Origin of the sequence: Halomonas sp. GD1P12 (genome assembly GCF_025725645.1) — a bacterium.
Classification (GTDB): domain Bacteria; phylum Pseudomonadota; class Gammaproteobacteria; order Pseudomonadales; family Halomonadaceae; genus Vreelandella.
On the sequence record NZ_CP107007.1, the window covers coordinates 3,594,833 to 3,610,024 of the forward strand.

Sequence of the window (15,192 nt, forward strand, 5' to 3'; positions counted from 1 at the left end):
GCCCCGGCTACGTTAACCACCGCTGCCCAAACGCTGCAGGAGTCTTGCGACGATGTCGCCCAAATATTCGGTGAACAGCGTATCCATGCTCGCCCGATAGCACTCAACGTCAGGGCTTGCGAGCAGCAGATAGCCCATCGGCTCGCCGGCGGAGAGCCGCGTGATCGCACATGACCCCGCCTTGCGCGGTGCCTTGGTATGGGGCAGCAGGCGCTTCCAGTCGCTGGCGCTGAGTTTGGCGCAGCGGCTGGTGCGCCCGTCCAACAGCGCCGTCAGCCGCGACGTCGCGTGCTGGTCGAGCACGTGGCGTGGCGGCTGGGGCGGCGTCGGCTCCTCGTCGCTCACACTCGATGGGCACCAGAGCGCCATCGCCGGCGTGTCGAAACGCTCATTGAGCTGGGTCGCCAGCGCCTGGGCCAGCGCGTCGCGGTCCTCGGCATCGATCAGCACCAACAGCGTTTCGCGCAGGCGCCGGTACTGCGCCTCGTTATGGCGCGCGGTTTCCAGCAGGTGCTCGAGACGCCCCTCGGCGCTCTCGGCGCGGTGGCGAAGATCGGCCACCAGCCGCTCCAGAAGCGACGTGGCCCCGTCGATGTTCGGGTGAGGCACCTTGAGCTGCTGTAAGAGCCCTTCCCGGCCGACGAAAAAGTCCGGGTGGCGGGCTAGCCAAAACGCGACCTGGTCCGGGTCGAGCGTCTTGCGCGGCTCGGGGGCTTGCGACATCGCCGTTCTCCTTGGAGTGGTTGAGCGTGCTGGATTAGTTGAGCGTCACGCGGCCATCGAACACCCTGGTCGCCGGGCCAACCATGATCAGTGCGGCATCTTCGCTCGGCCACTCGATGGTGAGCTGGCCGCCGGGCAGGTGCACCGTGACCGGGCTTTGCAAAAGCCCCTGGCGAATGCCGCTGGCCACCGCCGCGCAGGCACCGGTACCGCAGGCAAGCGTCTCGCCGCTGCCGCGCTCGAAAACGCGCAGGCGAATCTCGTGTTTTGACACCACCTGCATGAAGCCGACGTTGACCCGCCGGGGAAAGCGCGGGTGGGCCTCCAACAGCGGGCCCAGCCGCTCGACCGGCGCGGTGTCGACGCTGTCGACCGTGAGCACCGCGTGGGGGTTGCCCATCGATACCGCGCCGACCTCGAGGCGCTGCCCGTCGACCTCGATGGCGTGCAGCACCGCCTCCGCCGGCGCATCGAACGGAAGCCGCTCAGGGGCGAAGCGCGGCCGGCCCATGTCGACCCGCACCTGACCGTCGCTTTGCACGTGCAGCGTGAGCGGCCCGCCGGCGGTCTCGACGCAAATCTCGTGCTTGTGGGTCAGGCGCTGCTCGCGCACGAAGCGTGCAAAGCAGCGCGCGCCGTTGCCGCAGTTTTCGACTTCGCTGCCGTCGGCATTGAAAATCCGGTAGCGAAAGTCCATGTCCGGGTCGCGCGGCGGCTCGACCACCAACAGCTGGTCGAAGCCGATGCCAAAGCGTCGGTCAGCCAACTGGGCGATCGTTTCGTCGGTCAGCCGGGCACGCTGGGTGACCAAATCGATCACCATGAAATCGTTGCCCAGCCCGTGCATCTTGGTGAAGTGAAGCAGCATTACGTCGTCTCGTTTGGCAAGAGCGTTTCGCCGGCCCAGAGGCTTTCAAGCGACTCCCGGGCGCGCACCACGTGGACGCGGTCGCCGTCGACCATCACCTCGGCCGGGCGCGGGCGGCTGTTGTAGTTCGAGGCCATCACGAAGCCGTAGGCCCCCGCCGAGCGCACCGCCAGCAGATCTCCTGCGGCGATGGCAAGCTCGCGCTCCTTGCCGAGAAAATCGCCGGTTTCGCACACCGGGCCGACCACGTCGAACGTGGCGGTATCACGGCGCTCACGAGTATCGACGCGTACGATCGCCTGCCAGGCCTGATAAAGCGCCGGGCGGATCAGATCGTTCATGGCCGCATCGACGATGGCGAAGTTTTTCGTCTCGCCGGGTTTCAAGAATTCGACCCGGGTGAGCATGACGCCGGCATTGGCGGCGATGGAGCGGCCGGGCTCGAACAAAAGCGTCAGCGCCTCGCCGCCTTCCCAGCGCGACAGTCGTGCCAGCAGCTGGCTTGCGTAGTCGAAGGGCTGCGGCGGGGTTTCGTCGCGATACGGCACGCCAAGCCCGCCGCCAAGATCCAGATGCTCGATTTCGATACCGCGCTCGCGAAGCCGCTCCATGAGCAGCAACAGCCGCTCGAGGGCATCGAGAAACGGCGCGGTTTCGGTCAGCTGCGAGCCGATATGGCAGTCCAGGCCCTTGATGGCGAGGTGCGGCAACTTCTGGGCGAGCGTGTAGACCTCGAGCGCATCGTCGATGGCGATGCCGAACTTGTTGTCCTTGAGCCCGGTGGAGATGTAGGGGTGCGTGCCCGCATCCACGTCCGGGTTGACGCGAAGCGACACCGGCGCGATGACGCCGAGTTCACCGGCTACGGCGTTCAGACGCTCGAGCTCCGGCGCGGACTCGACGTTGAAGCACTTGATGCCGACCTCGAGCGCCCGGGCCATCTCGTCGCCGCGCTTGGCCACGCCGGAGAACACCACCTTCTTCGGATCGCCGCCGGCCTTGAGTACGCGCTCGAGCTCGCCCACGGAGACGATATCGAAGCCCGCGCCCAGGCGTGCCAGAAGCCCCAGCACCGCCAGGTTCGAATTCGCCTTCACCGCGTAGCAAATCAGGTGCGGATGAGTGCCGAGCGCCTCGGTGTAGGCGCGAAAGTGGCGCTCGAGCGTGGCCTTCGAGTAGACGTAGCAGGGCGTGCCTACCTCGTCGGCAATGCGCGTAAGCGGCACCTCTTCGGCGAACAGCACGCCGTCCTGGTAGTTGAAGTGATCCATCAGGACTCCTCGGCGGCGGTCTGGGCGTTGTCATCCGGCAGGTAGAGCGGGCCTTTTTGGCCGCAGCCGGCAAGCAGGAGTGCGACGAGCGCGATCAGGACGAGCGCCTTCATGGTGCCTCCCGGTGCGCCTTGAGCGCCTCGAGTGCGCGGCTCGCCGCGGCGCGTACCTGGTCCGGGGCGGTGCCGCCGATATGGTTGCGCGCGGCGACCGACCCTTCCAGCGTCAAGACCTCAAAGACGTCCGCCTCGATGGTGTCGGAGAACTGTTGAAGCTCCTCGAGGGTCATTTCAGACAGATCCTTCTTCTCCTTCAGACCAAACGCCACCGACTGGCCGACGATCTCGTGGGCGTCGCGGAAGGCCACGCCGCGGCGTACCAGGTAATCCGCCAGATCCGTCGCCGTGGAGAAGCCGCGCCGCGCCGCCTCGAACATGCTCTCTTTTTTTGGCTCGATGGCGGGCACCATGTCGGCGAAGGCCTTGAGGCAGTCCAGCACCGTATCGACGGTGTCGAACAGCGGCTCCTTGTCCTCCTGGTTGTCCTTGTTGTAGGCCAGCGGCTGCGACTTCATCAGCGTGAGCAGACTCATCAAGTGGCCGTAGACGCGCCCGGTCTTGCCGCGAACGAGCTCCGGCACGTCCGGGTTCTTCTTCTGCGGCATGATCGACGAGCCGGTGCAGAAGCGATCCGGCAGGTCGATGAAGTCGAACTGGGCGCTGGTCCAGAGCACCAACTCCTCGCTCATGCGCGACAGATGCATCAACAAAATGCTGGCGAAGCTGGCGAATTCGATAGCGAAGTCACGATCCGAGACCGCGTCCAGTGAGTTCTCCGCCGGGCGGGAAAAACCCAGAAGCTCGGCGGTAACGTGACGGTCGATCGGGTAGGTGGTGCCGGCCAAAGCCGCCGCGCCCAAGGGCATGACGTTGACACGCTTGCGAGTGTCCAAGAGGCGCTCGTGGTCGCGGGCGAGCATCTCCTGCCAGGCCAACAGGTGGTGGCCGAAGGTGACCGGCTGAGCGGTCTGCAGGTGGGTGAAGCCCGGCATGATGGTGTCGGCTTCGCGCTCGGCAAGCCCAATCATGCCTTCGCGCAGACGCATTAGCTCCGCGTCGATCGAGTCGATGGCGTCGCGCATGAACAGGCGAATATCGGTCGCGACCTGGTCGTTGCGCGAGCGCCCGGTGTGCAGCTTCTTGCCGGTGATGCCGATCTTTTGCGTCAGCCGCGCTTCGATGTTCATGTGCACGTCTTCAAGCGGCACCGACCACTCGAACTCGCCGCGCTCAATCTCGCCCTGAATCTCGGTCAGGCCGTCGATGATGGCGTCGCGCTCCTCGTCGCTGAGCACGCCGACGCGCGCCAGCATGGTGGCGTGGGCGATCGAGCCCTGAATGTCCTGACCGGCCAGGCGCTGGTCGAAGCTCACGGAGGCGGTGAAGCGGGCAACAAAGGCGTCGGTGGGCTCGCTAAAGCGTCCGCCCCAGGACTGATTCGTAGCTTGGCTCATCAAGAATTCCTACTGACAAAACGAAGGTGGCAACAAGGGTGACAACATAAGGAAATCGTTGGCCCAGAGTGTACCAGAGTCGGCCCGGTTCGCGGCACGCGGTTTTGCACGCCCGCTCAGGGCGAATCGATGCCGGCGTCCTTGAGCGCGCGAGGCCAATCGAATCGCGACAGGTAGTCGTCGAGCCCGGCCAGCGGCATGGGCCTGGCGAAGTAGTAGCCCTGCATGAAGGTGGAGTGGCGCTGGTGCAGGTAGCGAAACTGCTCGGCGGTTTCGACGCCTTCGATGAGCACCTCGAGCCCCAGCTTCAAGGACATGGTGATCACCCCTTCCACGATCGCCGCGTCGTGCTCGTCGTGGGTGACGTCGCTTATGAAAGAGCGGTCGATCTTGAGCCGGTTGATCGGCAGGCGCTTTAAATAGCTCAAGCTGGAAAAACCGGTGCCGAAATCGTCCAGCGCGATGTGAACGCCCAGCGCGCTGAGCTTCTTGAGCGCCTCGATGGCGTTCTCCAGACTCTCCATCAGCACGCCTTCGGTGATCTCGATCTCCAAAAGCGCCGGGGCCAGCCCCGTCTCCTTGAGCACGCGCTCGATCGAGGCGACAAAGCCCGGCCGCTGAAACTGGGTAGGCGAAATATTGACCGCCATGACGAGTGGGCGCCGGGCGCCGTCGTTGATATGCACCGCATCGCGACACGCCTGATTCAGCACCCACTCGCTGATGGGAATGATCTGGCCAGTCTCTTCCGACATGCCGATGAACTCCGCCGGCGAGATCGCGCCGCACTCCGGATGGTGCCAGCGAATGAGCGCCTCGACCCCGACCACCTCGCCGCTCGCGCCGTCGATCTGCGGCTGATAGTGAAGCTCGAACTGCTCCTGCTCGATGGCCGTTTGCAGTGCGTGACGCAGGCTCACCCGCTCGCTCACCCGATGGTTGAGCTCGTCGGTGTACCATTGATAGGTGTTGCGCCCGCGGCGCTTGGCCTTGTACATGGCCAGATCCGCCTGCTGCACCAGCGACCGGGGCTTGGCCATACTGCCGTTGTCGGTACCGATGCCGATACTGGCGGTGATGTGAAGCGCCTTGTCCTGATACCAGTAAGGTTCGGCAATCCGCCTGAGCAAACGCTCCACCACCTGGATCACGTCCTGCTCCATCGCCAGGTCCGGCAGCAGCACGATAAACTCGTCGCCCCCGATGCGCGCCACGGTGTCCCAGGGGCGCAGCTCCTCCTCGAGGCGCCGGGCGACGCTGATCAAAATGAAATCGCCGACATCGTGACCCAGCGAATCGTTGATCGGCTTGAAGTCGTCAAGATCAATGAACAGCACCGCCACGTGGCGCCGATAGCGCTTGGCCAACATGCATCCCTGGGACAAGCGCTGGTTCAAGAGCTGGCGATTGGGCAAGCCGGTCAGGGCATCGTGGTTGGCGTTGTGTCTCAACTGCGCCTGGTACTCGCGCTGGGCGGTAACGTCGTTTTGCACGCCGATGAAATGCGTGACTCGCCCCTGCTCGTCGCGCACCGGCGAGACGTACAAGTCGTTCCAAAAGGACGTGCCATCCTGGCGGACGTTGCGCAGCATTACGTGCACATCGCGCTGTTCGCGTATGCCCCGGCGCAGTTGCTTGACGGTGGAGGCGTCGGTTTCGTCGCCCTGCAGGATACGGCAGTTGCGCCCGAGCGCCTCATCCCGGGTGTAGCCGGTGATGGTCTCGAAAGCCTTGTTGACGTATACCATGGGCAAATCGTCGGCCAGCGCATCGACGATGACGACACCATTGGTGCTCGACTCCACGCTGCGCTCCAGAAGCACCAGCTGCTGCTCGGAGGTCTTGCGCTCGGTGATATCGCGGGCGATCACGTAGATCACCTCGCCGTCGGCGAAGGCGCTCACTTCGAGCCAGGTGAGTGCATTGGTCTGGCTTTTGGCGCGCACGTCAAAAGGCTCGATCTGCTCGCCCTGATGTATGCGCGCAAGCGCGCGCTCTATAATGGGGTGGTCATCGGGCTCGACGATCACCCCGCACGGGCGGCCGATGAGCTCTTCGGCGCGGCGGCCCAGCATGCGCTCGAAGGCCGGGTTAACATTGAGTAGTGCCCCTCGGAAATCGATGCAACAAAGCATATCCTGCGAGAGCAGAAAAAAGTGGTCCAGCTCACCTTGTTGATCGGCAGAGGGCATGGGCGTTACCTGCACGTGACAATAGAGTTTAGGGTCGGCCAATCAAGAGTGATCGATTTTACGGCGCAAGCGTTTTTACTGCGTAAGCGCGTGCTTTATGATGAGATTTATCATAGTTCGACACGCCGTGTCTGCGGCATAGGGAGAATAACGTGTCATCCATCACCAAATTACGCATTGCCACGCGCAAAAGCCAGCTGGCGCTGTGGCAGGCAGAGCACGTCCGCGAGCGCCTGATGGCGGCGCACAGCGGCCTCGACGTCGAGCTGGTCGCCCTGTCCACCAAGGGCGACAAGATCATCGATACCCCGCTTTCCAAAATCGGCGGTAAGGGCCTGTTCGTCAAGGAGCTCGAAGAGGCAATGCTCGACGGCCGCGCCGATATCGCCGTGCACTCGATGAAAGACGTGCCGATGCACTTTCCCGAGGGGCTCGGACTTTCCGTCATTCTGGAAGGCGCCGAGCCCACCGACGCCTTTGTCTCCAACCGGTTTCAAAGCGTCGATGAGCTGCCGGAAGGCGCGCGCATCGGCACCGCGAGTCTGCGCCGGGGCCTGCAGCTGCGTGAAGCGCGCCCGGATCTCGAGATTTTGAACCTGCGCGGCAATGTACAAACACGCCTGGCCAAGCTCGACGACGACGAGTTCGACGCCATTATACTCGCGACCTCCGGGCTCAAGCGGCTGGGGCTGGCCGCGCGCATCGCCCAGGAGCTGCCGCCGGAGATCTGCCTGCCCGCCTGCGGGCAGGGCGCGCTTGGCATCGAGTGCCGGCTGCACGACCCGGAGCTGATCGCGCTGCTGGCCCCGCTCGATGACAACGATACCGCCACCCGCGTGCGCGCCGAACGCGCCATGAACACCCGCCTGGAAGGCGGCTGCCAGGTACCGATCGCCGGCCATGCGGTGCTCGACAAGGCCAACGAGACCATCTGGCTGCGCGGACTGGTGGGCAACCCGGAAGGGACCGAGGTGCTGCGCGCCGAGGGCCGCGGCTCGATCCACGAGCCCGAAGCGCTGGGCATTCGCGTGGCCGAAGACCTGCTCGACCAGGGCGCTGGCGATATTCTCGCCGAGGTATACGGCGACAACGTATGAGCACGCGCTGCCCATGAAGGCGACCCAGACCGCGCCAATGACCGCGCCCGTACTGATCGGCCGCCCCGGCGAGCGCGGCGAGGCCCTGGCCTCGGCGCTGGCCGCCGACGGCGCCTGGGTCGAGCCGCTCGAGGTGATGGCGCTGGAGACGCTCGAGGAGGACGCCGCGCTCAGAAGCGTCTGGCTCGATCTCGACCGCTTTCATAAAATCGTGGTCACGAGCCCCTTTGCCGCGCTGCAGCTGATCGAGGCGGTCGACCGCTACTGGCCGCAGCTGCCGGTAGGCATCGATTTCTACGCGCCGGGCGCGGGCACTGCTAAAGCGCTCGAAGACGCGCTCGACGTACGCGTAGAGCGCCCCCCGGTCAGCGCCGGGGAGGACACCAGCGAAGCGCTATTGACGCTCGATTCGCTTTCACACTTGGCGCATCAGCGCGTGCTGATCGTGGCCGGTGAAGGCGGGCGAACGCTTTTAGCCGAGACGCTCACCGCGCGCGGCGCCGCCGTGACCCGTGTGGCGACGTATCGACGCGTTTATCGCGCGCCCGGTCCGGAATTGCAGCGGCGCCTGGCAGAGGGCCGTTTTCACGCATTGATCGTGACCAGCGGCGAACTGCTCGAATATCTGTCAAACTGGTGCCATCAAGCAGCGTTGAAACAACCCCTAATCGTTTCCAGCCGCCGTTTGGCCGCCTTGGCCGGCACGCTGGGTTTTTGCGACCTCAAGGTGGCGTCAGGCGCATCGACGGCCGCGCTGGCAGCGGCGTTGAACGCGCTCAGCTCCCCCGGAGATGCCGATGTCGATTAAAGAACTTAACAAGGGCTAACGACAGATGAGCAAACAACCATTTGATCAACAGGGCGACAACAAGACGCCTGATGATGCTACCCCCCGCCAAGGCGCAAGCGACACGCCCCCGAGCGATGCGACATCGAGCGTTTCGCCTTCGACCCCGGCGGCGGATAAAAACGCCGAGGCGTACGCGGCGAAAAACAGCCGCTCACGCCGGCGTAACAAGGGCGGCAGTCAGAGTCAGCCGGCCAAAACCGACGCCAGCGCTAACGCCAGTACGACGACCGGTACCCACGCCAGTACCAGTTCTAATACGAGCACTAGCGCTGACAGCACCAGCGCAAGCCCGGACAAGACGCCCGCTGGCGCCGCGAGCGCATCGAACAAGCCCGCCCCCTCCAATAGCAAGCCCAGCGCCACGACGCCGCCGCCCAAAACGCCTGCCTCCAGCACCCCAACCCCGCCGTCCGGCGGTGGTAAAAGCGGCGGCAAGGGTGGTGCGGTCGCGATCGTACTGGTCCTGATCGTCGCTCTGATACTCGGCGTGATCGCCTGGCAGCTTTGGCAGCGCACGGACGCCCAACAGGCGCGCATCGACGAGCTCGCCCAGCAAACCCAATCAAGTGCCACCCAACAGAGCCTCGACGAGCTTCAGTCGCGCATCGAAAGCGGCGAGAGCGAGCGTAACGAGACGCTCGACAGCACCGTGAGCGAGCTGCGAGGCGAGCTCGAAAGCGTTCAGGCGCGCGTCGACGAGACCGTGTCTGACGTGCTCGATCAGCTCTCCCAGGCCCAGGACACCGACGAGCGCGACTGGCTTCACGCCGAGGCCGCCTATCTTCTGCGCCTGGCCAACCAGCGCCTGCAGCTCGAAGGCGACGTCGAAGGCGCTTCTGCCCTTTTGCGCACCGCCGACGCTCGCCTGGTCGATGCCGATAACCCGGCGCTGACGCCGATACGCCGCGAGATCGCCAATGAGCTTGCCGCTCTTGACGCCGTACCGCGGGTCGACCGCACCGGCATTTACCTGGCGCTGAACGCTCAGCAGGAGCAGATCGCCGGGCTTCGCCTGTCCCAGGAGATCGAAGAGCGGGCGATCAGCGAAGGCATGGAGCAGCCGCCGAGCGGCTCCTTCGAGCGCCAGCTGGCGAAATTCGGCGCCGAGCTTCGCGATCTCGTCGTGGTGCGCCATCACGACGAGGCGCTGGAAGCGCTGATCACCCCGGAGCAGGAGTCTTACCTGCGTCAAAGCCTGCGCCTGATTCTCGAACAGGCTCAGCTTGCGCTGCTTCGAGAAGAGCAGCCGCTGTTCGAGGCGAGCCTCGACAAGGCGCTGGATCTGCTCGAGCGCTACTACGACACCGAGCGCGACGAGACCCAGAGCGTGATCGCGCGTCTTGAAGAGATCAAGCAAAATCAGGTCGAGCCGGAGCTTCCCGATATCAGCGGTTCGCAGCAGGCCATGGCCGATTTCATCGACAACCGCTTTCAGGCGCGCCGCCAGGGCGGAGGTGACGAATGAGAAAGCTGCTGCTGTTAATCGTCGCCGGCCTTGCCGTCGGCGCCCTGTTCGGCCACCTGATGATGTCGGTGCCGGGCTACTGGCTGATTCGCGTCGGCGACACCTCCGTGCAGACCTCGTTCTGGTTCGGTTTGGTGCTGCTGTTGGCCGCCTTCATCGTGGTGCACTTCGCGCTGCGCCTTCTTTCCGGCATCGTTCGCCCGGTGGGCCGCTATCGCACCTGGAACGCCCGGGCACGCAATCGCCGCGCCATGAAGCGCACGGTGCGCGGGCTGGTCGCGCTGACCGAGGGCCGCTTCAAGCGCGCCGAGCGCACGCTAGCGGGCGCGGCGGACGACTCCAGCACGCCGATGGTCAACTACCTTTCGGCGGCGCTGGCGGCTCACTACCAGGGCCACCACGAGCGTTCTCAGGAGCACCTGAACCAGGCCCAGCTCACAACCGATGGCGCCGACACCGCCGTAGGCCTGATGCAGGCGCAGCTGATGATCGATCGTCAGCAGCCGGAAGAGGCGCTGGCGATTCTCAACCGTCTTGACCAGAAGCTGCCCAACCACCCGCAGGTGCTGAAGCTCTTGAAGCAGGTCTATCTCAGCGTCAGCGACTGGGAGGGGCTTCGCCATCTGGTCCCGCGGCTGGTGGCCAAAAAGCTGATCACCCAGCAGGAGCGCGAGCAGCTCGAGTTCAAGGCTTACCGCGAGCTGATTCTGTTCGAAGCCGCCAACCCGGCCAATATCGAACGGGTGCGCGGGCTGTGGGCGGACATGCCGGACTATCTGCGCGGCAACACCGAGCTGATCGTGCTTTACGTCGAGGCGCTGTTGCAGGCGAATGAAGAGGCGATCGCCGAGCGGCTTTTGAGCCAGTCGCTGGACACTCACTGGGACGCACGGCTGGTCAAGCGCTTCGGGCTTTTGGGCGTCGACGCGGCGCGCCAGCTCGCCCGCGCCGAAAAATGGCTGCAGGAGCGCCCCAACGACCCGGAACTGCTGCTGGCCTGCGGGCGCCTGTCGCTGCGTACCGGCCAATGGGAGAAAGCGCTCGAGTATTTCGAGGCCAGCCAGCGCCAACGCCCGAGCGGCGAAGTGTGCGCCGAGCTTGCGCGCCTTTACGCAAGCCTTGGCGAGCATAACAAGAGCCAGCTCTACTACCGCCAAAGCGTGGAGATGATGGCCCAGTCGCTGCCCTCCCTGCCTCAACCTAGCGATGCAAACGACAGCGACGGCCCACAAAAGGGTGGAAAAAAACGCCGCTGACCTATTGCCTTGCGATTTTCACCTGATGAATGGGCGCCTTTGGGCGCCCTTCTCTTTTCTACGACTTTGGTCTAAATCGACGGCGTTCGATGTTTTTCGCGCCATATCATCTCAATACTTTACATAAATATTCGGATGTACAGCATTTGTCGCAAATATATTTAAACAAATCGAATGGTCTAGCGAATTTTAAGCGCTTTTTTTACTAATTTTTCGATACTAAGATAGCTGCATGGTTTGAGGCGCTCTCGCCCAACAAGCCCTAAAAAAACATTCAAATCGACTAATCAGGTACGCCACCATGAAAAAACTGACCGCCACCGCCGCTATCGCCCTTGCCCTCGTTTCCGGTTCTGCCTTCGCCGCAATTGACAGCGCCGATCAACCGAACAGCTCGAGCGTTTCACATATCGAGTCGCGCAACGCCTCCGTCGAGCAGGTCATCGCCAAGAACAGCGGCGTGGGCCTGCCGATCACCAGCGCCGACTCTCACATCGCCAACACCCACAACGCGATCTCGCTTGACCAGCTACACGCCCGCAACGGCGCAACCGGTGAGCAGACCATCAACGCCGATCTGGACGCCACTGGTACTGCCAGCGTCAAACAGAGCCACAACGCTGCGCTGACCAAGGATCTGCTGCAGGCGCGTAACGGTGCCACTGGCGAGCAGACCATCAATGCCGACACTCAGCGTACCCTGTAAGCACTGTTTTTAAAGACTGTTTTAAAGATTGCTTTCAGGTACAAAAAACCCCACCGATCGGTGGGGTTTTGCGTTGATCAGGGTGCCCCACGGGGCACCCTTTTTCATGGCTTACTTTTCATGACTTTGTTTTCATGACTTGGAAAAACCGGTCAGTCGTCGATGACCGGCGCGCTGGTCACGCGGTCTTCCGGCAGCTCGTCGCGCACCTCCGCTACGGCGCTGGCGCTCACCGCTCCCGCGTCGTTGCCCCAGGCCCCGCGCACGAACGTGGCAAGCTCGGCCACCTCGTCGTCGGACAGGCGCCAGGCGAAGTCCGGCATGGCCAGCGCTTCCGGGCGCTGCTCCGTGGAGGGCAGCCGGGCTCCGGCGAGGATCACCCGGATCATGCCGGTTGGGTCGTCGGCGTTGACCATCGAGCTTCCCGACAGGCTCGGGAACACCTGGGAGGCGCCGCGGCCGTTGGAGAAGTGGCAGGCGTTGCAGTTATCCAGATAGAGCCGCGCGCCCAGATCGTTTTCCACGTCCGCCCGCGTGAGCATGGCATCGGTTTCGTCGACCTGCGCGTCGGTGATCAGAGGGCGGTCGCCGTGACTTCCCAGTCCGTTCAGGTAGGCGGCGATCGCCTGCAAATCGCTCTCATTGAGGTGCGAGGTGCTGTGCGCCACCACCGACGTCATCTCGCCGGCCACGGCGCTTTCGTCGTTACGCCCGGTGGCGAGGTAATCGACGATGGCCTGATCGTCCCAGCGCTCGATGGCGCTGCCGCCGTCGCCGCTGCCGCGCAGGCTCGGCGCGTACCAGCCCTCCAGCACCTCGCCGGCAAGGAACGCGTCGTCGCTATCATCCAGCGCCTTCTCCTGGAAGAAGAGCCCGCGCTCGGTGTGGCAACTGCCGCAGTGGCCAAGCCCCTGAACCAGATAGGCGCCGCGGTTCTGCTCGTCGCTGCGCTCGGGGTCCGGTGAGAACGTCTCATCGTTGGTAAACAGCCAGTCCCAAAGCCCGATGCCCCAGCGCTGGTTGAACGGAAAGCTCAGGTCCGTGCGCTCAGGGGTATGCTCGACCGGCGCCACGCCTTCCATGAAGTAGGCGTAGAGCGCGTCGATATCCTCATCGGTGATCAGCGAATAGGAGGGGTACGGCATGGCCGGATAAAGGTGCTTGCCATCGGCGCGCTCGCCCTGCCTGAGGGCGGCGGCGAACTCGTCGCGGCTATAGTTGCCGATGCCGGTTTCCGGGTCTGGGGTGATGTTGGTCGAGTAAATGGCGCCAAAGGGGCTCTCCACGCCCAAACCGCCGGCGAAGGGCTCACCGCCGGGGGCGGTATGACACGCCACGCAGTCGCCGGCGCGCGCCAGATATTCGCCGCGGCTGATCACGTCGTCATCGAACGCGAGGCTTGCGGTGGTGACGCTCAAAAGGCCAACGCCGACCAGCCCCTGGCGCCATTTTACGGTGTGCTTCATGGTCGCTCTCCTTAGGCTTGAACCAGCGGGCCGGGGTTGGGCAGGTACTGCTCGCGGATTGCCTTCGCCGACCAGTAGGTCAGTGCACCGACCAGCCCCGTCGGGTTGTACTGCAGGTTCTGCGGAAAGGCGCTGGCGCCCATCACGAACACGTTGTGTACGTCCCAGCTCTGCAGGTAGCGGTTGAGCGCGCTGGATGAGGGATCGGTGCCCATGATCGCTCCGCCCACGTTGTGCGTGGTCTGGTAGGGGCGAACGTCGTAGCGCGTATCGAAGTCCTTGAAGGAGAGCCGATAGTCGTCCGGGCCCAGCGCCTTTGAAAGCGTATCGATCTTCTGTTTCATGAACTGGGTCATGCGCACATCGTTGGCCTTCCAGTCGAAGGTCATGCGCATCAACGGCCGGCCGTGATCGTCGGTATAGTTGGGGTCGAGATCCAGGTAGCAGTCGCGGTAGGCCATGTTGCTGCCGTGGGAGCCAATCGACATGACGTGGCCGTAGGTCTCCTGCACCGCCTGCTTCCACCCTTCGCCCCAGCTTGGCGCGCCGGCACGCAGCGGCATGTTGCGAATCGGCTGGCCGTTAGTCATCGCGGCGTTGATGTAGGAGCCGCCGATGAAGCCTTCCTGAGCGAAGTCGATCTGCTCGACGCCGAAGTCGTTGATCACCTCGCCGTTGCCACCGGCACCGATGAAGGGGTTGAACTCCTTGTCGCGGAAATAGAGCGAAGAGCCGCCGTTCATCTGATAGGCGTAGTTCTTGCCGACTACGCCGTCGCCGGTTTCCGGGTTGTAGGGCGTGCCGATACCGGACACCAGCATCAGGTGCACGTTGTGCAGCGAGTACGCGCCCAGTATCACCAGATCCGCCGGCTGGAAGACCTCGTTGCCTTCCGGGTCGATATAGGTCACGCCGGTGGCGCGCTCTTTGTTGCTGTCGAGCTCCACGCGCAGCACTTCGCTCTGGGTGCGGTAGGAGAAATTCTCGCGGCGCTTGAGCGCGCCCAGAATGCAGGTCTGCGGCGAGGACTTGGAGTAGTTCAAGCAGCCGTAGCGCTCGCAGAAACCGCAGAAGTTACACGGGCCGAGCTGCATACCGTAAGGGTTGGTGTAGGCAACAGAGGCATTGGCGGCGGGCAGCGGGAAGGGATGATAGCCTTCGCTTCGTGCGACATCGGCGAACAGCGTATCGTTATAGGTCCGCGCCAGCGGCGGCATGGGGTACTCGTCGGAGCGCCAGCCTTCGAACGGGTTGCCTCCCGCCTGAATCTCGCCGTTCAGGTTGCCCGCCTTGCCGGAGATACCCGCCACTTTCTCGAAGAAGTCGAAAAAGGGCTCGAGCTCATCGTAGCTGACGCCGTAGTCCTGAATCGTCATTTCATCGGGAATGATGTCAGCGCCGAAGTTCTCCTCGACGTAGCTTTTCAGGCGCAATTCCTGGGGCTGGGGCCGCCAGGTGTGGCCGTTCCAGTGGGTGCCGGCGCCGCCGACGCCGTCACCGGGCAGAAACGAGCCCAACTGACGATAAGGCACCGCCATGTCGCCCACGTTGTGGCGCACGGTCAGCGTGCTTTTCGCCGGGCGCTGCATCAGCTTGTAGCGCACCCCGTAAGTGAGCTCGTCGGCCATTTTCGGGTAGGCGAAATCCGGTACCGTGTCGCGGTCTTCGCCGCGCTCGAGCGCCAGCACGTTCAAGCCTGCGTCGGTCAATTCCATGCCCATGATCGCACTGGTCCAGCCAAAGCCGACCAGCACGACGTCTACGGGTGATTCTGTACGTGCCATG

13 protein-coding genes are annotated in these 15,192 nt (G+C 63.9%); 5 read left to right on the forward strand and 8 right to left on the reverse strand.

The window, feature by feature from the left end; all coding sequences use genetic code 11:
• Window positions 1-12: 12 nt before the first annotated feature.
• From OCT39_RS16555 to OCT39_RS16580, 6 genes are all read right to left on the reverse strand, one after another.
• On the reverse strand, window positions 13-723 hold the full coding sequence (locus OCT39_RS16555; RefSeq protein WP_263585530.1) for a DUF484 family protein: 711 nt from the start codon (window positions 721-723) through the stop codon (window positions 13-15).
• Between the two features lie 34 nt (window positions 724-757).
• Window positions 758-1,591 (reverse strand): diaminopimelate epimerase, encoded by an 834-nt coding sequence (gene dapF / locus OCT39_RS16560; protein ID WP_263585531.1) that lies wholly within the window; start codon window positions 1,589-1,591, stop codon window positions 758-760.
• Window positions 1,591-2,862: a diaminopimelate decarboxylase gene (gene lysA, locus OCT39_RS16565; protein ID WP_263585532.1), complete on the reverse strand. Its 1,272-nt coding sequence runs from the start codon at window positions 2,860-2,862 to the stop codon at window positions 1,591-1,593. The genes dapF and lysA overlap by 1 nt, the downstream gene beginning before the upstream one ends.
• Complete coding sequence (gene lptM, locus OCT39_RS16570; RefSeq protein ID WP_263585533.1) at window positions 2,862-2,975, reverse strand: LPS translocon maturation chaperone LptM; 114 nt, start codon at window positions 2,973-2,975, stop codon at window positions 2,862-2,864. Before lptM ends, lysA begins: the two co-directional genes overlap by 1 nt.
• Window positions 2,972-4,375, reverse strand: coding sequence for an argininosuccinate lyase (gene argH, locus OCT39_RS16575; RefSeq protein WP_263585534.1), 1,404 nt, complete (start codon window positions 4,373-4,375; stop codon window positions 2,972-2,974). Before argH ends, lptM begins: the two co-directional genes overlap by 4 nt.
• A 116-nt stretch (window positions 4,376-4,491) precedes the next feature.
• Entirely contained in the window at window positions 4,492-6,567 is a 2,076-nt protein-coding gene (locus OCT39_RS16580; protein ID WP_263585535.1) for a putative bifunctional diguanylate cyclase/phosphodiesterase, read from the reverse strand.
• A 152-nt stretch (window positions 6,568-6,719) separates the two neighbouring features.
• On the opposite strand from OCT39_RS16580, the gene hemC reads away from it, so the two are divergent.
• The 5 genes from hemC (at window position 6,720) to OCT39_RS16605 (ending at window position 11,941) form a co-directional block, all read left to right on the forward strand.
• Window positions 6,720-7,664, forward strand: a complete 945-nt coding sequence (hemC, locus tag OCT39_RS16585) for a hydroxymethylbilane synthase (RefSeq protein ID WP_263585536.1) — start codon at window positions 6,720-6,722, stop codon at window positions 7,662-7,664.
• Between the two features lie 37 nt (window positions 7,665-7,701).
• Window positions 7,702-8,472, forward strand: coding sequence for a uroporphyrinogen-III synthase (locus tag OCT39_RS16590; protein ID WP_263587366.1), 771 nt, complete (start codon window positions 7,702-7,704; stop codon window positions 8,470-8,472).
• Between the two features lie 25 nt (window positions 8,473-8,497).
• Complete coding sequence (locus OCT39_RS16595; protein ID WP_263585537.1) at window positions 8,498-9,979, forward strand: uroporphyrinogen-III C-methyltransferase; 1,482 nt, start codon at window positions 8,498-8,500, stop codon at window positions 9,977-9,979.
• Window positions 9,976-11,235: a heme biosynthesis HemY N-terminal domain-containing protein gene (locus OCT39_RS16600; RefSeq protein ID WP_263585538.1), complete on the forward strand. Its 1,260-nt coding sequence runs from the start codon at window positions 9,976-9,978 to the stop codon at window positions 11,233-11,235. The genes OCT39_RS16595 and OCT39_RS16600 overlap by 4 nt, the downstream gene beginning before the upstream one ends.
• A gap of 301 nt (window positions 11,236-11,536) precedes the next feature.
• Complete coding sequence (locus tag OCT39_RS16605) at window positions 11,537-11,941, forward strand: hypothetical protein (protein WP_263585539.1); 405 nt, start codon at window positions 11,537-11,539, stop codon at window positions 11,939-11,941.
• A gap of 152 nt (window positions 11,942-12,093) precedes the next feature.
• On the opposite strand, the gene OCT39_RS16610 is transcribed toward OCT39_RS16605, so the two are convergent.
• Both OCT39_RS16610 and OCT39_RS16615 read right to left on the reverse strand, forming a co-directional pair.
• Window positions 12,094-13,407, reverse strand: a complete 1,314-nt coding sequence (locus tag OCT39_RS16610; protein WP_263585540.1) for a cytochrome c — start codon at window positions 13,405-13,407, stop codon at window positions 12,094-12,096.
• A gap of 11 nt (window positions 13,408-13,418) precedes the next feature.
• On the reverse strand, window positions 13,419-15,191 hold the full coding sequence (locus OCT39_RS16615; protein ID WP_263585541.1) for a GMC family oxidoreductase: 1,773 nt from the start codon (window positions 15,189-15,191) through the stop codon (window positions 13,419-13,421).
• Window position 15,192 lies beyond the last annotated feature (1 nt).